Here is a 22075-nt window from a genome sequence, read left to right as displayed (position 1 = left end):
TATAAGCGCTAAATTTTTTCATATACCACTATTTTTTAGAGAAAGGTTGTTTCCCTAAATATTCAGAATAGGCAATTTCAGCTCCAATTTCAAGAAGTCTGTTGTATTTTGCAATTCTGTCACTTCTTGCTGTTGAACCAGTTTTTATTTGTCCACAATTTAATGCCACCGCAAAATCTGCAATAAATGCATCTTCACTTTCACCTGATCTATGAGACATGATACAATTGTAGTTATTTCTTTGAGCAAGTCTGATTGTTTGCATTGTTTCAGAAACTGATCCAATTTGATTTGGTTTAATTAATACAGCATTTGCTATACCTTTTTTAATTCCTTCAGCAACAATTGATGCATTTGTAACAAATAAATCATCTCCAACTAATTGAACTTTTGAACCTAATTTTTCAGTTAAAATTTTCCATCCATCCCAATCATCTTCACTTAATCCATCTTCAATAGAAACGATAGGATATTTAGAACATAAATCAGCATAGTATTCAACTAATTCAGCTGATGTTAATTCTCTATTCTCACCTTTTAGAACATATTTTTTTGTACTTTCATCAATTAATTCAGAAGCAGCAACGTCTAATGCAATAGAGATTTGTTCACCAGCTTTATATCCAGCTTTTTCAATAGCTGTCATGATAACTTGAATTGGTTCTTCGTTTGATTTTAAGTTTGGAGCAAATCCACCTTCATCACCAACTGCTGTACTTTCACCCATTGCATCAATAACTTTTTTTAAGTTTTGATAGATTTCTGCAACAGCTCTTAATCCATCATTGAAATTTTCAAATCCTGTTGGCATAATCATATATTCTTGGAAATCAACAGAGTTATTTGCATGCTCTCCACCATTAATAATATTAAACATAGGTACAGGCATAGTCATAGCATTTGCTCCACCTAAATATCTATATAATGGAATTTGTAAAGAGTTAGCAGCAGCTCTAGCCACTGCCATAGATACACCAAGAACAGCATTTGCTCCTAAATTTGAGTAATTTTGTGTTCCATCAATATCTTTCATTGTTGCATCAACTTCAGCTTGATTATAAGGGCTTAATCCGATTAATTCATTTGCAATTGTAGTGTTTACATTCTCAACTGCATTTAAAACACCTTTCCCTAAAAATCTATTATCACCATCTCTTAATTCTAAAGCTTCTCTTTTTCCTGTACTTGCACCACTTGGTACTATTGCACTACCTTTTGTACCATCACTTAATATAACTGTAGCTCTTACAGTTGGGTTTCCTCTTGAATCTAATACTTCATCAGCGTAAATATTATCAATAAATACCACTTAGATCTCCTATATTTCATAATTTAGATGATTATAGCTAAAAAAGATTTGTTATTTGCTTTTGTATTTTTTTAAAGAGAGTAATTTTTGTATTTTGTTTATCAAAGGAAAAGTTTCCTTTGATTTTTTAGTCGTCTAAATCAGCTGTATCATCTAAATCATCTGAACTACTACTAATGATTGAATCATTAACTCCCATAGATTCAAGAATTTTATTTTCAATTTCACGTGCTATTTCAGGGTTGTCTTTTAGGAATACTTTTGAGTTTTCTCTTCCTTGTCCAATTTTTGAATCACCATAACTAAACCAAGCACCAGCTTTATCTACAATATCAAGTTTTACACCATAATCAACTAATTCACCAGTTTTTGAGATACCTTCTCCAAACATAATATCAAATTCTGCTTGTTTAAAAGGAGCTGCCACTTTATTTTTTACAACTTTTACTTTTACTCTATTCCCAATAGAATTTTCACCTTGTTTAAGTGTAGCAATTCTTCTAATATCAAGTCTTACTGAAGAGTAGAATTTTAGGGCATTCCCTCCAGTTGTTGTTTCAGGACTTCCATATCCAGTCATTCCTATTTTCATTCTTATTTGGTTGATAAAAATAACTGTACAATTCATCTTATTTAATAAACCAGTTACTTTTCTTAAAGCTTTACTCATAAGTCTAGCTTGAACACCAACTTGTTGATCATCCATATCTCCATCTATTTCTACTTTTGGAGTAAGAGCTGCAACAGAGTCAATAACAACTAAATCAACTGCACCACTTCTAATAACTGTTTCAAGAATTTCTAATGCTTGTTCTCCAAAGTCTGGTTGAGATACAAGTAAATTGTCTGTATCTACTCCAATATCTTTTGCATATTTAACATCAAGAGCATGCTCAGCATCAATAAATGCACAAACTCCACCAGCTTTTTGGCATTCTGCAATTGCATGAAGTGTTAATGTTGTTTTTCCTGAACTTTCTGGCCCATAAATTTCTATAACTCTACCTTTAGGAAGTCCACCAACTCCAAGTGCTAAATCAAGTCCTAAAGAACCTGTGCTAATTGTTTCAGTAGGAACAACAACTTTATCACCAAGTCTAATAAGTGTACCTTTCCCAAATGTTTTATCAATTTGTTTGATAGCTAATTCTAAAGATTTTTTTTGATTCTCATCCATAATATTTCCTATGTTGATTTGATTTGTTATATTTTATGTTGGGATTTTAGCAGATTTTTTTTAAAGTCTTAATTTTTATTACAATTTGTAATATTTTTATTTTAAAATATCTTCAATTCCTTCTTGCTCAATTTTTTCAATAGTTTCAATAGTTTTTATATGAGCATTAACTCTTTTTTTCATTGTATATGATTTTATATGTTTTGCTAAAATTTTTGTATATTTTTTGTAGTTTCTAGAATCTTTTTCAAAAGTTGTAAGTTTTTTCTGAATTTTAATAATATCTTGTGGAATAGTGTAATCATGCATTAATTAAAAATACCTTTTTTATAAAATTGTAAAATATTATTACATATACTTTATTAAAATATTAATTAAATGTAATGTTTGATATTATAATCTTAAGTATTTAGAATAAGAAAGGTATTTCAGATGTTTAATGATAAAAATATCTTAATAACTGGTGGAACAGGTAGTTTTGGTAAAAAATATACAAAAATTTTGCTAGAAAATTATAAACCAAATAAAATTATAATTTATTCAAGAGACGAACTTAAACAATATGATATGTCACAAGAATTTGATGATAAATGTATGAGATATTTCATTGGGGATGTAAGAGATGCTGATAGATTAAAAAAAGCTATGAGAGATGTGGATTTTGTTATTCATGCAGCAGCACTTAAACATGTACCAATTGCTGAATATAATCCAATGGAGTGTATAAAAACAAATATTTATGGTGCTCAAAATGTAATTGATGCTGCACTAGAAAATGGAGTTTCAAAAATAATTGCACTTTCAACTGATAAAGCTGCAAATCCTGTGAATCTTTATGGTGCTACAAAATTAGCTTCTGATAAACTTTTTGTTGCAGCAAATAATCTTGTTGGAACTCAAGATACTCAGTTTTCAGTTGTAAGATATGGAAATGTTATAGGTAGTAGGGGATCAGTTGTTCCTTATTTTCAAAAACTTATTAGTGAAGGAAGTGCTTTTTTACCAATTACTGATGAGAAAATGACAAGATTTATGATTACACTTGAAGATGGCGTAAATTTTGTACTTAAAAATTTTGAGAGAATGCAAGGTGGAGAGATTTTTGTACCAAAAATTCCATCTATGAAAATAGTTGATTTAGCAGATGCTATGGCTCCTTCTTTAGAAAGAAAAATAATTGGAATTAGACCTGGCGAAAAACTTCATGAAATTATGTGTCCTGCTGATGATAGTCATTTAACTTTTGAATTTGATGACCATTTTGTAATAGCTCCAACTATTACTTTTACAAAAAGAAGAGATTATGATCATAATATTCTTGAAGAATTAGGTAAAAAAGTAGCTCAAGGATTTGAATATAACTCTGGAAATAATAAAGAGTGGTTAGAAAAAGAAGAGTTAATAAAACTAATAAAAGAGATATAAATGAATTTTATACCTTATGGAAAACAGACAATTAGTGAAAATGATATTGAAGCTGTTGTTGAAGTTTTAAAATCTGATTTTTTGACAACAGGTCCAAAAGTAAAAGAGTTTGAAGAAAAAATCGCTTCTTATTGCAACGCAAAATATTGTGTTGCTGTATCAAATGGAACAGTAGCTCTTCATTTAGCTTCAATAGTTTTATTAAATGAAAATGATAAAGTATTAACAACTCCAAACTCTTTTTTAGCAACTTCAAACTCTATTTTATATGTTAATGCAAAACCTATTTTTGTTGATATTAAAGAAGATGGAAATATAGATTTAGATTTGTGTGAAGAAGAACTTAAGAAAGATTCTTCAATAAAAGCAATTTATGTTGTTCATTTTTCTGGGAATCCTGTAAATCAACTAAAATTAAAATATTTAAAAGAAAAATATAATATTAAAATATTAGAAGATTGTGCTCATAGTATAGGTGCAAGTTTTGAAGGTATAAAAGCAGGGAGCTGCACTAACAGTGATTGTTCAATATTCTCTTTTCATCCTGTTAAACATATAACAACTGGTGAGGGTGGTGCAATTACTACAAATTCAAAAGAGATTTATGAAAAACTTCTTCTTTTAAGGGGACATGGTATGAGTCCAAGAGCTGATATTGCTCCTTGGCATTATGATATGGTTGAACTTGGATTTAATTATAGATTAACAGATATTTCATGTGCCTTGGGTTTATCTCAATTAAAAAAACTTGATAGCTTTTTATATCTTAGACGTTCTATTGCAAAAAGATATGATGATTTTTTTTCAAAAACAGATTTTATAATTCCTCTTTATGAATTTACAAATAATAGTGCTTATCATTTATATGTAATAAAAATAGATTTTGAAAAATTTAATATAGATAAAAAAGAGTTAGTTTTAAAAATGAGAGAAAGTAATATCGGTTTACAACTTCATTATATTCCTATAAACAAACAACCATATTATAAAAATTTAGGGTTTGGAAATGAAATCACTCCTGTTATGGATGAATATTATAAAAAAGCTATAAGTTTACCTATTTATCCAAATTTATCCCATGAAGAACAAAATTATGTTTGTGAAAAAATATTGGAAATCTTAAAGTGAATATTAATCTTATAGAATCTCAAGCAGTTGAATTTAAACAAATATGGAAAGATGAATATCTAAAAACAATTTGTGCATTTGCAAATAGTGAGGGTGGAGTTTTATATATCGGTTTAAATGATGCTGCTGTGGTTTTAGGGATTGAAAATATAGAAGAATTAATAGAAATACTTCCAAATAAAATAAATAATCGTTTGGGATTAGTTGTAGATATTTTTCAAAAAAATTTAGAAAATAAGAATTATTTAGAAATAAAAGTGAATAAAACCTATGCACCAATTTCACACAATGGTAAATTTTATATAAGAAGTGGAAGTAATACCATAGAGTTAAATGGTGGAAATCTTACAAATTTTTTACTCAAAAAGTATGGTAAAACTTGGGACGATGTGGTTGAAGAGAGATTTACTTTAGATGAGATAGATTTAAAAACTATTGAGAAGTTTAAAAAACTAGCAAAAGATAGAGTTCCTGATATAATAAATGAAGATAATTTAGAAGAGCTTTTACGAAAATTAAATTTATATGAGGGAAATTATCTAAAAAGAGCAGCTATTTTGCTTTTCTCTAAAAATCCACAGCAGTATTATATTCAATCACACTCAAAAATAGGAAGATTTTTAAGTGAAACAGATATACAAAGTAGTGATATAGTAGAGGGAAATTTGATAAATCAAGTAGATATGATACTTGATATTTTAAGACTTAAATATCTAAAAGCTTATATCTCTTATGAGGGAGTTCATAGAAGGGAAAAACTAGAATATCCCTATGAAGCTTTAAGAGAAGCAGTTATAAATGCTTTGATTCATAGAGACTATACAAATACCTCAAATTTACAAATAAGAGTTTATGATGATAAACTTGTTCTTTATAATGGTGCAACATTAAATCCTGAAGTTCCAATTGAAAAATTTGATAAACCACATCAATCAAAACCATTTAATCCAACTATGGCATCTGTATTTTACAAGTGTGGATTTATAGAAAACTGGGGAAAAGGAACTATAAATATTATAAATGAATGTTTAGAATATGGTCTTCCAAAACCAACTTTTGAGTATGAGTGGGAGGCTGTTAGAACAACTTTTTATAAAAGAGTTGATAGAAAAACAATAAATGTCGGTATAAATGTCGGTGTAAATGTCGGTGTAAATGTCGGTGTAAATGAAATATATGAGTATATAAAACAAAATCAACCTATAAGAGCAAAGGCAATATCAAATTATTTTCCACAAATAACACAGAGAACGATAGAAAGATACATTAAACAACTTAAAGATGAAAATAAAATAGAATTTAGAGGAATACCAAAAACAGGAGGATATTTTGCAAAATAGTTGTGTTGCAATAATTCCAGCAAGAGGTGGAAGTAAAAGAATTCCTAGAAAAAATATAAAAGATTTTTTTGGAAAACCTTTGATAGCTTACAGCATAGAAGTTGCTTTAAAATCAAATCTTTTTGATAAAGTTATTGTTTCAACCGATGATGAAGAAATTGCACAAATTTCAAAAAAATATGGTGCAACTGTACCTTTTTTACGTCCTAAAAAGTTGAGTGATGACTTTACAGGAACAGGTGCAGTTGTAAATCATGCTTTAGAGTATTTAAAAAGTGTTGGTGAAGACTACGATTTTATTTGTACTATTTATGCAACAGCACCTTTTTTAGATGAAAAATATTTGATTGAAGGTTTTGAAAAACTAAAAAAATCAAATGCAAAAAGTGCTTTTTCAGGTACATCTATGCCATTTCCAATTCAAAGAACTTTTAAAATCACGCAAGATGAAAGATGTGAAATGTTTTGGCCTGAAAATTTTATGAAACGTAGTCAAGACCTAGAAGAAGCTTATCAAGATGCTGGGCAGTTTTATTGGACGAATTTAAATATCAAATCAGATGAGATTATTTTTGGAAAAGATTCTGTACCTATAATATTACCACGATACTTGGTACAGGACATAGATACATTTGAAGATTGGGTAAGAGCTGAATATATGTATGAAGCTATTTTAAAATCAGGAAGCAAGTAGTATATTATGAAAAAAAGAGAATTAAGAATAATCAATTTTATATATTTAAATGAAGATAAATATAATCAAATCTTAGAGTATAGAAATCAAGAATTTATTAGAAAAATATCTGTTAACAAGAATATTATAAGTAAAGAAGAACATAAAAATTATTTTGAATTATTAAAAAATGCAGATAAATATTTCTCTTTTCTAATTACAATCAATGAAAAAGATTATGGGGTTATTAGTTTAAAAAAGATTACAGATGATACTTATTATATTGGAGATTATTTAGTAAAAGAAGAGTATAAATTTGAAGGGGGAGGAATAGTAAATAGAATTTGTATTAGTTATATATCAACTATATTGAACATAAAATATTTAAAGTCTAAGCAACTTATAGATAATACAAGGGGAAATAGATTAGGAGGTGTTAAAACTATTGAAATTATCAGATGTGAAAATAGTGACTTTAATGAGATAAGAGTTGTAGTAGATAATTTTTATGATGAAAGCATCATTAACTCTAAATCAAGAATTTTATTTGACAAGCTTTATGATATAAAAGATTGTCAAATATAGAAGGAGTATAAAAAAATTTGAGACCGTTAAATATTCCATCTCAAAGTAATTCTAATAGAAAAAATCCTATCACACCAGAACTTAAATTTTAAGTTCACTATCTAATCTACTTTCAAAAAATATAGCAAGTTGAGAGATTATTAAGCTCCAGTTATGAACAGATTCTGTAATATTTGTAGTATAAATTATTATTTGGATAAATTTGAGATATTTAAGAAATGTAGTTAATTCATTCTAATTATTTAACCAAGATTGTAAAATATGAGGATATTTTTTTGGATCAAATATCATTAAATTCTATCAGTAATAATTGTACATCTTTTTCTGTTTTTGTAATATAAATTGTTTTTAGATTACGAAAAATTTCTTTTTTGCCTTTAAAAGATACAAATCTTAAAGAGCTTATAATTTCTCAAGGAGAGTAGAAGAGTGATTTTTTATTATATCCATTTCCATAGTTTGAATTTTTTGATTCTTGATATTTTTCATAACCGAGATGAGAAGTAAATTTTTCTAAAATACTATCTAATGATATTTTTTCTCTTCTTTTACTTGTTTTCATAGTTCTTCTTTATTTAATTGTAAATCATTTAAATAAATTTACACAGGTATTTTTATACTAGCCATATAAAGTATTATTTTAGAAATTTGTTACTATCATTTCACAAAAATCAAATTCTCCTAAGTTCATAACTATTCCAGAATAAGATAATCCAGCACCAAATCCAGCTAACATAGATCTATAATTATTTTTTAAAATTGTATCTTTTACATTATGACAAATACAAACTGGAATTGTAGAACTACTAGAATTTCCATAAAAGGTAACCACATTACTTGGAACTTTATTTTCAGAGACTTCAATTTTTTGCGCTAATTTATCTACCATAAATTTATTTGGTTGATGAAAAAAGTAGTAGTCTAAATCATCTTTGTTGGTTTGAGCTAATTCTAAAGTTTCATTGATATATTTTGGTACATCTTGCATAACATATTGAAAAACAGCTTGACCGTCCATATGAATACTATTTAAGTTATTATTAAAACTATATTTTTCACTACTAAATCTAATTTTATCTTCTGGCGTTATTTCCCTAAATCCTAAGCCAGGAAAAACTAAAGCATCATAAGATTTTGCATCAACAATTGAATGATAGTAAATAGGAAGTTTTTTATCACAATTTTCTACTATCGTTATACAAATAGCATCCCCTGAAAGTGGGTATCCACTTGTATTACTTCTATCAGGATTTCTAACCATCACATCACCAGTTATTAAAACTACTTTTTTCATATTATCATTATTTAAAAGCATAAAAGCTTGTAATAAACCATTTACAAAACCTGCACATTGTTGGTTTGTATCCATACAAAAAACACTATTATCCAAATCCAATTCACTCATTATTAAATTAGAAGTTGCTGGCATTAAATAGTCTGGGGTAGAAGTCGAAACAACTATTGCAGATATATCATCTTTAATTAAAAGTTTTTTTTCAAACATTAATTTTAAACCATAAATTGCTACTTTTGAAAGATATGTATCAGGCTTAAAAAATCTATGTCTATCGTAACCCATAGTTTTTTGAAGCTTTCTATTCTGCTTTTCTGATAAGTTATTATATTTCATATCATCTTCAAATGTATATTCAGTTTCAGGTAACAAAGTAACTATACCAGATATTTTTTTACCATAAAATGTTGTTTTCATGATTTACTCCTAATTATTTTTATATAAAAATATTGTACAAGTTATTCCATCTAGAACTGCACCCATTTTTAAATTTACTTTTAAGTTTCTATTTGATTTATCAATCCAACCATAAGATTTGAAATTCTTAAAATTTTCTATATTTAAGTCTTGTAAATAGCTATCAATTGATTTGTGTATATCTATAGTGTATTTTGGCTTTCTATACTCTTTTTTTATCCAAGTCATTCTTGAATATAAAGCACCTTTTAAATATTCATAAATCTGTATTAAAATTATTTGATTATCTAAGGTTTTGATAACAATAGATTTATTGGAAATAAGCTTTAATAACTCTTCTTCTGTAGGTATATCATCTTTTAAAATATCAAATTCTTTGTGCATAATATCTAAAAGTTGATCTTTATTATCTAAAGTTGCTAGCTCATATTGTTCTTTATCTTCTTTATCTTCTTTAAATATAATTTTACCTTGAATAAGCCTTACTAATTCAGAATAAATTTCAAAACCTATTTCAAGTAAAGTATTTGATATCTGACTTAATCCTTTATCATTTTTTGTAGTAAATTCTAAAACTACTTTATTAGATAAAGAGTATTCCCTTAATAAATCTTTAGCAAATATTATATCTTCTAAATTATCAACATAGTAATAAAATTTATAAAATTTATTTGCTTTGTAAAATACAAAAACACAAGTATTTATTAAATAAAAATCTGCTTTACTATCTTCTATCCAATCACAAATTTCATTAAAAAATGAAAAACAATTTGTTTTTTTATTCCTTGATGAAATAATATCCTTAATCTTTATAGTCTCATTATTATCCATCATGATTATAAGACTCCACCACTTTTTTCTATAAGATTTTCTATAGCTTTTATACTACAAAAATTTTCTGGCAATATATCGCTTCCATCTATTCTAATATCAAAATTCTCTTCCAAATCAGTTACTAAAGTTATAATATCAAAACTATCAAGCATACCTGCTTCAATAAAATCTATATCTTCTAAAAAATCATATTCTGGTCTAATATCAATCAATATTCCTCTTATTTTTTCCATTTTTATCTCCTTATTTTGTGTTCAATTTATTTTATAAATTTCTCCTACTATAAATTTAGCATATTCACTCACTATATAACTTGCCATAGAAGAAATCCTTTGCATCAATTCATTACTATTTTCATTAAAATCATATTTATATTTATTGTCAATAGCTAGGCTATTTACTCTTATATTTTGTTCAAAAAGCTCTAAAGATAAAGTTTTTGACATATTTAAAGCAGATATTTGATTTGAATTTGATGATATATATAAAACAGATAAATTATTTATATTTTGTTTTTTTGAAGATATAGCTTTAATAAAGTTTATATATGAAGTAACATTTTTATTAAATATATTTTGAAGTTTATTATGATCAATTAGGTATAAATTATCAATTTGTTCATCTGCAAAATGTATATAAATATCAGTATTTTCAACTGAATTTTCTATATCTTTAATATTTGTAAAATTCAAATATTTATTATTATCTCCTTGAAGTAGAGATAAAATCTCTTTTGCTAAGCTTTCATTTTCATTTATCAGTAAAATATTAGCTCCTAAATTATTTAATTTAATAGCTATATCTTTTTCAAAACCTAAATTATTTCCTATAATTAAAACTTTCTTATTTTTAAAAGATATCATATTAAACAACCTCTTACATCAAAGCATTGTCCTGTAATATTATTTGAGTATTCACTTAAAAGAAAAGCAATTTGTGTAGCAATACTTTTGTTTGATATCGGTCCTGTTTGCATTCGATTTATTGTATCTTGTATAGCCTCTGGTAAGTTATCAAAAAGTATATCTTCTGGTAGTAAAGCAGCTGGTCTTATAGAATTTATTTTAATATTTTTTGAACTAAGTTCTTTTGCTAAAACTTTTATACTACTATCCATAGCTCCCTTGCTTGCACTGTATGCTAACTGTCCTTTTTCTCCGTTTATAGAAGCTATAGAGGATAAAGATACTATACTTGCTTTTTCTTCACAAATTCTTTTATCACTAAAACAACGAACAATTTCGATAAAAGAGTAAAAATTTATTAGCATTAAATTATGTAAAAAATCTATTTTTGTATTTTTTAAAGGTCTTATTGGAAAAATACCAGTACAGTAAACTAGTCCAAATAATTTATTTCCATCTATCGCAACAATTTTTTTCATAAAATTTGAAATATCATCTATATTTTCTACATCAAATGGCAAAAGATAATGTCCATTACCTTTTAACTCAAATAATATTTCATTTAAAATAGCTTCATTTTTCCCACTAAGTATTAATTTAGCTCCCAAACTGTCTAAAGTAAGTGCAACTTGCTTACCAATATAACCAGTTGCTCCCATAATCAATATTTTTTTATTTACTAAATTAAACATCTAATCTCTTTAATTATTTCATACTATCTAATATATCTTGAACAGTTCTAAAGTTTTTTATATCATTCGGATTAGCAACTACACCAAATTCTTCATCCATCATAACAACATAGGAAATAGCAGCTAAAGAATCCCACTCTTCTAAATCATCTAATAAAGTTTCTGGAGTAAAATCTGTTACTTCTAATTCAAATAAATCTGCTAAAAGTTCTATTTTATGTTCTAAATTCATTATAATCCCCAATATTTTTTAATTAATTATATCAAAATAATATAAAATATATTACAATCCTACAAAGAATAATTGTAAGCCTTTTTATAAAGAATAACTTAAATTAAAGGAAAATTTTAAAAAGACAATAGTTTTTTAACAATGTATTTTTTAAGAACATTGCAAGTTTAAAAAACTTGCTGATGTTTGATTTTGGAAGCACTATTTTTATGCAATTATCTAGAATTTTGCTAGTAGTGTTTCTATGATCAAACAAGTTTAAATGTTTGGTTGGCAATTAGTATAGTGATAGCTTTTTTGAATGCTATCTTTAGATTTTAGTACTAACTTGTGATCTTTTATAATTTACTGTTTATGACTTAGAAAAAACACGAGCTGGATCATAAGGGGTGTTGTATCTAAAAATGGAATAGATAATAGTTGCTAGTTTTCTTGAAACAGCAATAAGTCCTTCTTGTTTAGATTTTCCTTGAGATTTTTTAGTATCATAATATTGCTTGAGCTCTTTATTGTGTATCATACAACTTACACTTGCCATATAAAGAGCATGTTTTGCTAGTGATGAACCTCTACGACTTAAATGACCTGTTGATTTAGAATTACCTGAACTATTTTCTGTTGGAAATAGTCCAAGATACCCTATAAATTTAATAGGTGTTGTAAATCTTGATAAATCACCACATTCACTAATAACTGCAGCAATAGTTTTAGATGAAACACCTGGAATAGTTTTTAAGTTCTCAATCAATGAATTAGTTGGAACATCTTTTTCTTCTTTAATACCATTGTTTTCAAGTAAAGCTAATATTTCATCTTCTAAAATAGATAACTCATCTTGATAGATTTTAAGAAGTCTAATAGAACTTTTAATAGCTATGGCTCTTGCATCTTTGGCTTTACCAGAATAGATAGAATTTTTTGCAAGTTCTAAAACTTTTAGGGCTTTTTCACTATTAAAGCTATTTCCTTGAATATGTCTAAATATCTTAAGTATTCTATCAACACTACTATGTTTATAATGATGTGCAGTTGGATATTTATCCAAAAGTGCAAGTCCTGTGATACTAAATATATCAATAAAATTTTCAAGTTCGGGAAATGTAACTGTTACTTGAGTAATAATTCGTTTTTTTACCTCTTTCATATCTGATTGAATAGAAGCACGATTACGATACAAAGTTCTTAAACTTTGATATTCATCATCAGTTACATAACCTGAACTAAATTTGCCATCTTTTAGGAAGAGTGCAATAATCCAAGAATCAATATTGTCATTTTTTACTTTTTTCATTGTGTGTTGTTCTCTATATCTGGTTGTTTGAAATGGATTTAATAGTTTAACATTAAACCCATGAGCATTTAAAAACTCTAAAAGATTTTCACCATAAATTCCAGTTGCTTCAAGACCAATTATAAAATCGTTTGGATTTGATGAGATAGCTTCAAGTTTAACAATAAACTTTGAAAATCCATCAATACAATTTGTAACCCTTATAGGTTTAGTAGTAATTTTTTTCTCACTATCATCAATGATAGTAACAACATGAAAATTTTTAGCAATATCAATTCCAACATAATACATCTTTTTATACCTCAGTTTATAATAATCTTTAGTTGTTCTAGCCTAAGCTAGATTCACAGCCTCGTTAATCTATAAGTAGTAAGTGCTATACAGCTACCTCTACAGCTTTTAATAAATGATTAACAACTAAAGATATCAACAGGCTTAAATGATGTAGTTTGGTTAGAAGAAATATTAATTTAATTCATCATTGCTACAAGGAGAAAAATGTTGTTATATCTAAAGTCATAGACTGTAAAAAGTAAAAGATTTGAAGTTAGTACTTCAATCTTAGAAGAATATATTTTTTAGTTAAAAACTAGATGATATATTCATAAAATTAATTATACGAGGAGTAATTTATGTTTGGGAATGAACATTTTAATAATTTGATTGAAGTTTTATTTGATACACAAAATAATCAATTTGATAATTTATACGAAAAAGAGAAGATTGAGCGATTTAAAAACTTATGTAAAACAAAAAAACTAGTTGTTTTTGGAACAGGATATTATTTAAAATCAATAGTAAAATATTTTAAACTAAATTTTGATGTTGATGTTTATGGAGTTTATGATTGGGTAGAAGAGGTGAAAACACAAGAAGGTAAATTTGCAAATATTGCAGATTATCAATATCTAGATTTAGAAAAATACTATAAATATAGAGATAAAGTAAAATTAATATCAAAAGAGGAGTTTTATGAAAAGTCAGAAGATATTGTAATATTTATAAATACAGATATTTATCCTTCTCTTCCAATGGCTCTTTATAGTTTAGGATTTAAAAATATCTATACAATAAGAAATTTGTTAAAAAATTTTTTGCCAATAGAAATTCTTACAAAACAAAAATTTGATGAATTTGAATTAAATAGATTAAATTACTCATTTACTACTTCAGAAATAGCGAATATTATAACTTTATATAATTTATTAGAAGATGAAAAATCTAAAAATGTTTTTATGGATATATTAAAATTCAAATTAACTGAAGACTATTTTTACACTATTTCTACAAAAGATAAAGCATCATCGCAATATTTTGATAAAGAAGTTATAAATATAAGTGATGACGAAGTTTTCATTGATTGTGGTGGTTATAATGGAGATACTATAGCGTCTTTTCTAAAATTTACAAATGGTAAATTTAAACATATTTATAGTTATGAGCCTGAAGAGGTTAATTTTAAAAAATTAAATGATTATATTTCTTCATTAGAATCTAAAGATAAAATTACAACAATTAAAGCAGGAGTTTATTATAAAAATAAAACTTTTTATTTAAGTGGACAAAGCTCGGCTACAACATGTACAGAAACCATAACAGATAAAAAAGCAGAAGTTATCTCTATTGATGAATCAATAAATCATATTCCAACTTTTATAAAAATGGATATAGAATCTTTTGAAATTCAAGCTCTTTTAGGAGCAATAAAAAATATAAAAGAGCATAAACCAAAATTAGCAATATGTATTTATCATAAATTTGATGATTTATGGAATATTCCACTTTTATTAAAACAGTGGTTACCTGATTATAAATTTAAAATGAGACATTATGGCTCTACTCAAGAGGAGACAGTTATATATGCTATTCCAAGATGAGATAATTTAAAAGGAAATATATGAAAACAAATATCTTGGAGTATTTAGAAAATACAGTAAAAACATACCCAAATAAAACAGCAATAATTGATGAAAAAGGTAATATATCTTTTAAATGTTTACAAAAACAATCTAAAAATATTGCTTCATATTTACAATTAAAGAATATAGATCGAAATTTACCAATTGGTGTATTTTTACCAAAATCTATTGAAGCAATTAAATCATTTTTAGGAATAGTTTATAATGGAGATTTCTATGTACCTTTAGATATAAAAAATCCTATTTCAAGAGTTGAAGCCATTATAAAAAAATTAGAAATAAAATATGTTATTACAAATATAAATAGTGCAAAATTACTAAAAGATTTAAATCTTAATATAGAAATAATTTTATTGGATAATATTGAAATTGAAAATGAAGTAGGGTTTAATTTTACAAATTATAATTTATCAATAGATACAAATCCTGCGTATATAATTAATACTTCAGGTTCAACTGGCACACCTAAAGGTGTAGTTGTTTCTCATAAATCTATAATAGATTATATAGATTGGGCTATTGATACTTTTAAAATAGATAGTAGTTTTAAAATTGGAAATCAAGCTCCATTTATTTTTGATAACTCTGTTCTTGATATCTATTTAATGTTATCGACTGGAGCTACTTTGAATTTAATTCCAGAAAATCTATTTATGTTTCCTGTGAAATTAGTTGATTATCTTGAAAAAGAGTCAATTAATTTTATTTTTTGGGTTCCTTCTATTATGGCCAATATTGTTACTTTAGATTTATTAAAAAATAGAAATTTAGAATTAAGATTTGTAAGTTTTGCAGGTGAAGTAATGCCAACAAAAATAATGAATTATTGGAAAAATTATATTCCAAATGCACTATTTGTAAACTTATATGGACCTACTGAAATTACAGTTGATTGTACATATTTTATAGTGAATAGAGATTTTAAAGATGATGAACCACTTCCTATTGGTTTTGCTTGTAAAAATACAGATATCTTAGTTCTTGACCAAGAAGATAAGCTTATAATAGAAGCAAATAAAATAGGAGAACTTTGTGTAAGAGGTAGCTCTTTAGCACTTGGATATTATAATGATCCAGAAAAAACTGCTCTTACATTTACTCAAAATCCATTAAATAAAGCTTATCCAGAGAAGATTTATAGAACGGGAGATATTGTTTACTACAATGAAAAAGGTGAATTAATCTATAAAGGAAGAAAAGATTTTCAGATAAAACATATGGGATATAGAATAGAGTTAGGTGAGATTGAAACAGCAATTTTGGCTATAAATGGAGTTGATAATGCTTGTGTTTTATATGATAATGAAAATAAAAATATAGTTTTGATTTATGAGTCTACAATGAAAAATACTCAAAGAGACATATTATTAGAACTTCATAGTAAATTACCAAAATATATGCTTCCTACAAAATTTATTTTACTTGAGGCAATGCCTTTAAATATAAATGGTAAAATTGATAGGAATAGATTAAAAGAATTTTTAGTTTAAAAGGAATTAGATGTTAAATATTGATAAAAATTTTAATGAGATAATTGAAGTTCTATTTGATACACAAAATGAAAAATTTGACCATAAATTCGAAGAAGAGAAACTTGAAAGATTTAAACAGTTATGTAAAACAAAAAAGTTTATTTTTTTTGGAACGGGATACTATTTAAAATCAATAGTAAAATATTTTAAACTAAATTTTGGTGTTGATGTTTATGGAGCTTATGATTGGGTAGAAGAAGAGATAAAAACTAAAAGTGGAGTATTTTCAAATAGTTTAGATTATAAATACTTAGATTTAGAAAAATACTATAAATATAGAGATAAAGTAAAATTAATAAGTAAAGAAGAATTTTATGAAAACCCTGATGATGTTGTAATTTTTCTTAATACAGATTCTTACGCATATCTTACTCATACTTTTTATAGAAGTGGATTTAAACATATGTATTGTATGAGAAGTTTGGCAAAAAACCTTCTATCATTAAATCTTATAGAAAAAAAACAAAAAGGCTTTGATGAATATGATTTAAATAAATTAAACCATAAATTTACTGCTTCTGAAATAGTAAATATCATAACTCTATACAATTTATTAGAAGATAAAAAGTCAAAAGAGGTTTTTGCTGCTATTTTAAAATTTAAATTGACTGAAGACTATTTTTACCCAATTTTAGTTAAAGATGATACTTCATTACAATATTTTGATAAAGAAGTTTTAACTCTTTGTGAAGATGAAGTTTTTATTGATTGTGGTGCTTATACTGGTGATACAATAGCATCTTTTTTAAAAGTTACAAATGAAAAATTTAAACATATATATAGTTATGAACCTGAAAAAAATACTTTTGAAGAGTTAAAAAGATATGTAGATACGTTAGAACAAAAAGATAAAATTACAATAATTAATGCTGGAACTTACTATAAGAATAAAACTTTTTATCTTCATGGAGAAGGAGTTGGAGTATCTTGTACGAATGAAGTTACAAATAGAAAAACTGAAGTTGTCTCAATAGATGAAACAATAAATCATATTCCAACTTTTATAAAAATGGATATACAAACTTTTGAAATTCAAGCTCTATTAGGCGGAATAAATAATATTATAAAATATAAACCTAAATTAGCAATCTCAATTTATCATAAATTTGATGATTTATGGAATATACCTCTTTTATTAAAACAGTGGTTACCTGAATACAGATTAATAATGCGACATTATGAGTGTACTCAAGAAGAGACTATTATCTATGCTATTCCAAAGTAAGAGGATTATTTTTTTTATTTTTGAGACGGTTTAAAAATCTGTATTAAGTAAGGGAGAGTTCAAGATTTTGTGTCAGCATCTAGTAATTTTTTAATGTTTTATCTAGTTTTCTTTCAAAAAGTATATTGAGAGATTGAGAAATTGTTAAACTCTAATTTCTAACTGGCATTGTACACTTTTTTGAAGTACTTTGGATCCCGATAAAAAGTAGTTTTAAGCTATTATCATTTGGAAATCCACATTTTGTTTTAGTCAAATTTCTAAATTGTCTATGAACTGATTTTATTAGATTTGTTGTGTAAATTACTTTTCTTATATTTTCTGGATATTGAAAATAGACTGTTAAATTTTCCTATATATTTTATCAGATTGACACAGATTTTTTAATACTTCCTCTTATTTTTTTAAATCTATCTGTAAAATTTATTTTATCTACAATATTAACTTTTGTAGGTATTTTGTAATTATCTAGTTTATCTTTACAAAATTTTCTAATCAAAACTTTTATATTTGATATATCTTCTTTTAATACAACATCACAAATCACTGTTTGTCCTGTAATTAAATTTTTTTCTCCATAAACTATACAATCTTCAATCTCTTTCATATATAAAATAACAGACTCAACTTCACTTGGTAAAACTTTTTGCCCACCTACATTTATAACTTCTTTATTTCTTCCAATTATTTTTATGTAACCATCATCTAAAGTTTCTACTAAATCACCAGTCTTAAACCAACCATCTTTAGTAAAACTATCCATTGATGAGTTTAAATATCCTAAAATTTGAGTTTTACTTTTTAGCCAAAGCTCATTTTCTACTATTTTATACTCTAAATCTAGATTTTCTATTTTCATAAAAGTAGAGTTTGAAGATTTTGATTTTGTATTTGCAATTCCTGTTTCACTTGTGCCAAATGTTTGTAGAAACTTTACTTTAGGAAAACTATTTTTTAATCTAATTAATAGACTATCTGGCATAGTTTCTGTGCCATAAGTAATCATTTTTAAACTACTTAAATCATATTTATTATGTGAATTATTCATTAAAATAAGATTTAAAAAAGTTGGACTAGAGGGTAAAACTGTAATTTTATAATCTTGAATTAATTTACAAATATCATCAGGATTTCTATTTTCTGGAATTATCATAGTAGAACCAATTGAAAGAATATTTAATAAAGTATTTAATCCTCCAATATGGTCAAACATTAGGAATACAATCATATTAAGAGATTTCTTTTTTTTATTTTTGTAAGAGTTTAATAAGATATCAAAGTCATGTATCATAGCTTTTGGCTTAGCTGTACTTCCACTTGAAAATAATATAAGTCCAGAACTGTTTTTTTCTTGAAGATCTTTTATAATCTGATGCTTTTCTTTTGGAATATTATTTTCAACAACATATTTTTCATCAACGATTCTTATTATCTTATCACAAAAAGACTCTTCAATTTTATCTTTTATCTCATTTTCTGCTACAGATGTAATTGGTACAATAATATTTCTATTTTTAGATAAAGCAAAAAGTACGGCTATGGATTCAAAAGAATAATCTCCAATTATTGCTATAACTTCATTTTTAGCAACATTTGAGATTATCTCTTTTTCTATTTTTTTAATTTGTAAAAAAAGTTGCAAATATGTATAACTTCTATTTTTATAGTTTATAGCTATTTTATTTCCAAATATTTTAAAATTATCAAAAATCCAATTTATCAATTATTTACTCCGCCTAAATATATTATTTGCCCCGTTATAAAATCACTTTTTTCATCACAAAAAAATTCAATAGCATTTATTATATCTTCAAAAGTTCCAAACCTTTTTATAGCTTGTTTATTTAAAAGCTCTGCTATTTTTTCTTTTGGAATAGCCTTTATTAAATCTGTTTGTATTGGTGTTGGACCTATTGCATTTACAGTAATTCCATATGAAGCAACTTCTTTAGCTATAGTTTGAGTAAAGTTTTCAATAGCAGCTTTACTTGCAGCATAAATTGCCTCACCTTCAAGTCTTAGAGGTTTTGCAACTGTTGTATAGTTTACTATTCTTCCAAATTTTTGTTTCATCATTACTTTTGAAACTTCTCTTGTAAAAAGAAAAGTACCAAAAAAATTTGTAGCAAAAATATTTTGTACACTTTGATATGATGTTGTTATAAAATGATTCATAGAAGCAATTCCAGCATTATTTAACAGAATATCAATTTTCCCGAACTCTTTTTTTATGCTTCTAATCATCTCAACAATAGCTTTTTCATCACAAACATCTAAATCAAAATGTCTATAGTTTTTATCATTAATTGAACTTTTTGTTCTACTACAACCAATTACAATATAGTTTTTTAATAAATAATATTGAACTAAAAATTTACCTATACCTTTACTTGTACCAGTTATAACTACAACTTTATTCATATCATTCTTCTAAAAGATTTTGAATGTATTTTGCTAAAGTCTCTACATCTCTAAAAGGTGAAGTTCTTTGGCTCATCGCTTTCTCATCTGCTAATACTATATTTTTTGAAAATTTATCTGATATTTTTTCTTCAATATCTGTTATTAAATAAACCAAACCTATACTGTCTAAAACACTTTTTTCACCATAAAGTCTTGTTTGTGCTGTACAATTCTTTAATTCACTACTTCCTAACGATTGATTATATTCTTTTAAAGATTCTATTATTATATTCTCAATTTTTTCTAAACTCATATTGTTTCCTTATTTTTAATAAAAATATAGTTTTTAGTTCCATCTATTTTATAACCTAATAAAGTATTTAGCTTTATGGCTTCTAAATTTTTATCATCAACCCAAGCAGAATAGATATTTCCATCCTTTGGAGAAGTTGAAGCCAACATATAACCTATTAATCCTGGTCTATGATTAGGATGAACACAAGATAATCTAAAGTAATAATTTTTATGTCTTTTTTCATAAATTGATACACCTGCTAACTTATTATCAACTTTTATAATAAAAACTTCTTTTTTTAAAATTAACTCAATAAGTTCATCATTACTTGGAATATAATCACCTAAAGGATCAAAAGTTTCATTAATTAATGTTGATATATCTTCCATATCTTCTATATTTGCTATTTTTACTATATCAAAATTTTTATTTTTCTTGTCTGTTCTATATCTTGAATAAATTTTATAAGGTTTAAATCCAATTTTTGTATAAATACCTTCATCTATTTCTCTACATGAAATTATTTCAATAATAACAGGTTGTTTATATAAACCAAAAAAATCATTTAAATTATTTAAATTTTTATAATCATTTACAAAGTAATAAAACTTGTAAAAACCAGAATACTTCTTCATTATAAAAATACTATCATTTCTGACAAAAAAATTAGAATTATCTAGAATGTTCAAAAAATCATTATAATTTAAAAATAAATTTGTATATTTTGGTCTACTTTTAAAAATTTGAATAGCTTTTTCTCTTGCTTTTAATTTATCTTCCAAAATAAAACTATGATAGTGTCCAGCATATACAGTTATAGTATTTTCAAGTGATTTAAAAAAAGATATAGTTATTTGTTCATATTCTTTTCTGCTAGTTCCAACTCCTTTTGTATCAGTCTCGCAACATTCAAAAAGAGAATCACCACTAAACAAACAATTATTTACTAATATACAAGAACTTCCTTTTGTATGACCTGGTGTATGGGTAAATAAAAAATCATATCCTTCCCAACTTAACTCATAAAAATCTTCATATGTAATATCTGCTTCTTTAACTACAAATTCTTTGATGGGAGAACTAATAGTCTTATTCATAAAATCCAATATGATATTAGAAAATTTTGATAAATTTTTTGATGCGAACTGTATATGTTCACTCGCAAATTTCTGTGCAATCACTTTAGCCTTATACGTATCTCTTAATTTATCAACTGCCATTATATGATCAAAATGCTCATGAGTTAAAAGAATATAATCTAAACTACACTCACCAATAGTATGAACAATTTCTTCATAGTCATTAGGATCAATAACTACTACTCTATTATCAACTTTAAGAATATAGCTATTTATACCTATTTCATTATTATTACAAACTATAAGTTCCAATTTTACCC

The 22075-nt window shown here is 25.7% G+C and carries 23 protein-coding genes and 1 pseudogene; 8 read left to right on the top strand and 16 right to left on the bottom strand.

Annotated features, from left to right (window positions below):
* Positions 1-28: 28 nt before the first annotated feature.
* The 3 genes from eno to ADFLV_RS14275 form a co-directional block, all read right to left on the bottom strand.
* Complete coding sequence (gene eno, locus ADFLV_RS14285) at positions 29-1309, bottom strand: phosphopyruvate hydratase (protein WP_129011902.1); 1281 nt, start codon at positions 1307-1309, stop codon at positions 29-31.
* Between the two features lie 127 nt (positions 1310-1436).
* Positions 1437-2486 carry a recombinase RecA gene (gene recA / locus ADFLV_RS14280; RefSeq protein WP_129011903.1) on the bottom strand — a complete coding sequence of 350 codons (1050 nt, stop codon included), beginning with the start codon at positions 2484-2486 and terminating at the stop codon, positions 1437-1439.
* A gap of 96 nt (positions 2487-2582) precedes the next feature.
* On the bottom strand, positions 2583-2795 hold the full coding sequence (locus ADFLV_RS14275; protein ID WP_129011904.1) for a hypothetical protein: 213 nt from the start codon (positions 2793-2795) through the stop codon (positions 2583-2585).
* Positions 2796-2918: 123 nt separating this feature from the next.
* On the opposite strand from ADFLV_RS14275, the gene pseB reads away from it, so the two are divergent.
* Genes pseB through ADFLV_RS14250 form a run of 5 tightly spaced genes read left to right on the top strand, consistent with a single transcriptional unit; the run spans position 2919 to position 7637 of the window.
* Complete coding sequence (pseB, locus tag ADFLV_RS14270) at positions 2919-3911, top strand: UDP-N-acetylglucosamine 4,6-dehydratase (inverting) (RefSeq protein ID WP_129011905.1); 993 nt, start codon at positions 2919-2921, stop codon at positions 3909-3911.
* The gene (gene pseC / locus ADFLV_RS14265; RefSeq protein ID WP_129011906.1) at positions 3912-5039 is read left to right on the top strand and encodes a UDP-4-amino-4,6-dideoxy-N-acetyl-beta-L-altrosamine transaminase; all 1128 of its coding nucleotides are present in this window, start codon (positions 3912-3914) and stop codon (positions 5037-5039) included.
* Positions 5036-6379, top strand: a complete 1344-nt coding sequence (locus tag ADFLV_RS14260) for an RNA-binding domain-containing protein (protein ID WP_206731475.1) — start codon at positions 5036-5038, stop codon at positions 6377-6379. Before pseC ends, ADFLV_RS14260 begins: the two co-directional genes overlap by 4 nt.
* Positions 6369-7073, top strand: coding sequence for a pseudaminic acid cytidylyltransferase (gene pseF, locus ADFLV_RS14255; RefSeq protein ID WP_206731476.1), 705 nt, complete (start codon positions 6369-6371; stop codon positions 7071-7073). The genes ADFLV_RS14260 and pseF overlap by 11 nt, the downstream gene beginning before the upstream one ends.
* 6 nt (positions 7074-7079) lie before the next feature.
* Positions 7080-7637, top strand: a complete 558-nt coding sequence (locus tag ADFLV_RS14250; protein ID WP_129011908.1) for a hypothetical protein — start codon at positions 7080-7082, stop codon at positions 7635-7637.
* Positions 7638-8049: 412 nt separating this feature from the next.
* Here the strand turns inward: ADFLV_RS14250 and ADFLV_RS14245 are convergent, their stop codons facing one another.
* From ADFLV_RS14245 to ADFLV_RS14210, 8 genes are all read right to left on the bottom strand, one after another.
* Positions 8050-8199 carry a hypothetical protein gene (locus ADFLV_RS14245; RefSeq protein ID WP_164968539.1) on the bottom strand — a complete coding sequence of 50 codons (150 nt, stop codon included), beginning with the start codon at positions 8197-8199 and terminating at the stop codon, positions 8050-8052.
* 78 nt (positions 8200-8277) lie between these two features.
* Positions 8278-9348 (bottom strand): 3-oxoacyl-[acyl-carrier-protein] synthase III C-terminal domain-containing protein, encoded by a 1071-nt coding sequence (locus ADFLV_RS14240; RefSeq protein ID WP_129011909.1) that lies wholly within the window; start codon positions 9346-9348, stop codon positions 8278-8280.
* Between the two features lie 9 nt (positions 9349-9357).
* The gene (locus tag ADFLV_RS14235; RefSeq protein ID WP_129011910.1) at positions 9358-10182 is read right to left on the bottom strand and encodes a hypothetical protein; all 825 of its coding nucleotides are present in this window, start codon (positions 10180-10182) and stop codon (positions 9358-9360) included.
* A gap of 2 nt (positions 10183-10184) precedes the next feature.
* On the bottom strand, positions 10185-10415 hold the full coding sequence (locus ADFLV_RS14230) for an acyl carrier protein (RefSeq protein ID WP_129011911.1): 231 nt from the start codon (positions 10413-10415) through the stop codon (positions 10185-10187).
* A gap of 21 nt (positions 10416-10436) precedes the next feature.
* Positions 10437-11045 (bottom strand): SDR family oxidoreductase, encoded by a 609-nt coding sequence (locus ADFLV_RS14225; RefSeq protein WP_129011912.1) that lies wholly within the window; start codon positions 11043-11045, stop codon positions 10437-10439.
* The gene (locus ADFLV_RS14220) at positions 11042-11779 is read right to left on the bottom strand and encodes an SDR family NAD(P)-dependent oxidoreductase (RefSeq protein ID WP_129011913.1); all 738 of its coding nucleotides are present in this window, start codon (positions 11777-11779) and stop codon (positions 11042-11044) included. The genes ADFLV_RS14225 and ADFLV_RS14220 overlap by 4 nt, the downstream gene beginning before the upstream one ends.
* A gap of 13 nt (positions 11780-11792) precedes the next feature.
* On the bottom strand, positions 11793-12011 hold the full coding sequence (locus tag ADFLV_RS14215; protein ID WP_129011914.1) for an acyl carrier protein: 219 nt from the start codon (positions 12009-12011) through the stop codon (positions 11793-11795).
* Between the two features lie 352 nt (positions 12012-12363).
* Positions 12364-13593 carry an IS110 family RNA-guided transposase gene (locus ADFLV_RS14210; RefSeq protein ID WP_129012243.1) on the bottom strand — a complete coding sequence of 410 codons (1230 nt, stop codon included), beginning with the start codon at positions 13591-13593 and terminating at the stop codon, positions 12364-12366.
* 341 nt (positions 13594-13934) lie between these two features.
* On the opposite strand from ADFLV_RS14210, the gene ADFLV_RS14205 reads away from it, so the two are divergent.
* The 3 genes from ADFLV_RS14205 to ADFLV_RS14195 are packed head-to-tail and all read left to right on the top strand — an operon-like array spanning position 13935 to position 17978.
* Positions 13935-15179 carry an FkbM family methyltransferase gene (locus tag ADFLV_RS14205; RefSeq protein WP_129010768.1) on the top strand — a complete coding sequence of 415 codons (1245 nt, stop codon included), beginning with the start codon at positions 13935-13937 and terminating at the stop codon, positions 15177-15179.
* A gap of 20 nt (positions 15180-15199) precedes the next feature.
* Positions 15200-16711, top strand: a complete 1512-nt coding sequence (locus tag ADFLV_RS14200; protein ID WP_129010770.1) for an amino acid adenylation domain-containing protein — start codon at positions 15200-15202, stop codon at positions 16709-16711.
* Between the two features lie 10 nt (positions 16712-16721).
* Positions 16722-17978, top strand: coding sequence for an FkbM family methyltransferase (locus tag ADFLV_RS14195; protein ID WP_129010772.1), 1257 nt, complete (start codon positions 16722-16724; stop codon positions 17976-17978).
* A 79-nt stretch (positions 17979-18057) separates the two neighbouring features.
* Here ADFLV_RS14195 and ADFLV_RS14190 read toward each other — a convergent pair.
* From ADFLV_RS14190 to ADFLV_RS14170, 5 genes and pseudogenes are all read right to left on the bottom strand, one after another.
* Positions 18058-18330: pseudogene (locus ADFLV_RS14190) on the bottom strand (transposase); the annotation flags it as partial.
* Between the two features lie 12 nt (positions 18331-18342).
* Positions 18343-19701, bottom strand: a complete 1359-nt coding sequence (locus tag ADFLV_RS14185) for an ANL family adenylate-forming protein (protein WP_228712366.1) — start codon at positions 19699-19701, stop codon at positions 18343-18345.
* Positions 19698-20399 (bottom strand): SDR family NAD(P)-dependent oxidoreductase, encoded by a 702-nt coding sequence (locus ADFLV_RS14180; RefSeq protein WP_108527275.1) that lies wholly within the window; start codon positions 20397-20399, stop codon positions 19698-19700. Before ADFLV_RS14180 ends, ADFLV_RS14185 begins: the two co-directional genes overlap by 4 nt.
* A 1-nt stretch (position 20400) precedes the next feature.
* Complete coding sequence (locus tag ADFLV_RS14175; protein ID WP_046998365.1) at positions 20401-20694, bottom strand: hypothetical protein; 294 nt, start codon at positions 20692-20694, stop codon at positions 20401-20403.
* On the bottom strand, positions 20691-22067 hold the full coding sequence (locus ADFLV_RS14170; protein ID WP_108527276.1) for an MBL fold metallo-hydrolase: 1377 nt from the start codon (positions 22065-22067) through the stop codon (positions 20691-20693). Before ADFLV_RS14170 ends, ADFLV_RS14175 begins: the two co-directional genes overlap by 4 nt.
* Positions 22068-22075 lie beyond the last annotated feature (8 nt).

The organism is Arcobacter defluvii (assembly GCF_013201725.1).
Classification (GTDB): Bacteria; Campylobacterota; Campylobacteria; order Campylobacterales; family Arcobacteraceae; genus Aliarcobacter; species Aliarcobacter defluvii.
This window is presented reverse-complemented; position numbering and strand designations above follow the sequence as displayed.

Bases quoted from the DNA above. Each gene is read 5' to 3' on its own strand.
- ADFLV_RS14210 (WP_129012243.1), bottom strand. From the start codon at position 13,593: ATGTATTATGTTGGAATTGATATTGCTAAAAATTTTCATGTTGTTACT.
- ADFLV_RS14230 (WP_129011911.1), bottom strand. From the start codon at position 10,415: ATGGAAAAAATAAGAGGAATATTGATTGATATTAGACCAGAATATGAT.
- ADFLV_RS14180 (WP_108527275.1), bottom strand. From the start codon at position 20,399: ATGAATAAAGTTGTAGTTATAACTGGTACAAGTAAAGGTATAGGTAAA.
- ADFLV_RS14200 (WP_129010770.1), top strand. From the start codon at position 15,200: ATGAAAACAAATATCTTGGAGTATTTAGAAAATACAGTAAAAACATAC.
- recA (WP_129011903.1), bottom strand. From the start codon at position 2,486: ATGGATGAGAATCAAAAAAAATCTTTAGAATTAGCTATCAAACAAATT.
- ADFLV_RS14195 (WP_129010772.1), top strand. From the start codon at position 16,722: ATGTTAAATATTGATAAAAATTTTAATGAGATAATTGAAGTTCTATTT.
- pseB (WP_129011905.1), top strand. From the start codon at position 2,919: ATGTTTAATGATAAAAATATCTTAATAACTGGTGGAACAGGTAGTTTT.
- ADFLV_RS14220 (WP_129011913.1), bottom strand. From the start codon at position 11,779: ATGTTTAATTTAGTAAATAAAAAAATATTGATTATGGGAGCAACTGGT.
- ADFLV_RS14275 (WP_129011904.1), bottom strand. From the start codon at position 2,795: ATGCATGATTACACTATTCCACAAGATATTATTAAAATTCAGAAAAAA.
- ADFLV_RS14250 (WP_129011908.1), top strand. From the start codon at position 7,080: ATGAAAAAAAGAGAATTAAGAATAATCAATTTTATATATTTAAATGAA.
- ADFLV_RS14205 (WP_129010768.1), top strand. From the start codon at position 13,935: ATGTTTGGGAATGAACATTTTAATAATTTGATTGAAGTTTTATTTGAT.
- ADFLV_RS14175 (WP_046998365.1), bottom strand. From the start codon at position 20,694: ATGAGTTTAGAAAAAATTGAGAATATAATAATAGAATCTTTAAAAGAA.
- ADFLV_RS14245 (WP_164968539.1), bottom strand. From the start codon at position 8,199: ATGAAAACAAGTAAAAGAAGAGAAAAAATATCATTAGATAGTATTTTA.
- ADFLV_RS14235 (WP_129011910.1), bottom strand. From the start codon at position 10,182: ATGATGGATAATAATGAGACTATAAAGATTAAGGATATTATTTCATCA.
- pseC (WP_129011906.1), top strand. From the start codon at position 3,912: ATGAATTTTATACCTTATGGAAAACAGACAATTAGTGAAAATGATATT.
- ADFLV_RS14240 (WP_129011909.1), bottom strand. From the start codon at position 9,348: ATGAAAACAACATTTTATGGTAAAAAAATATCTGGTATAGTTACTTTG.
- ADFLV_RS14215 (WP_129011914.1), bottom strand. From the start codon at position 12,011: ATGAATTTAGAACATAAAATAGAACTTTTAGCAGATTTATTTGAATTA.
- ADFLV_RS14225 (WP_129011912.1), bottom strand. From the start codon at position 11,045: ATGATATCTTTTAAAAATAAGAAAGTTTTAATTATAGGAAATAATTTA.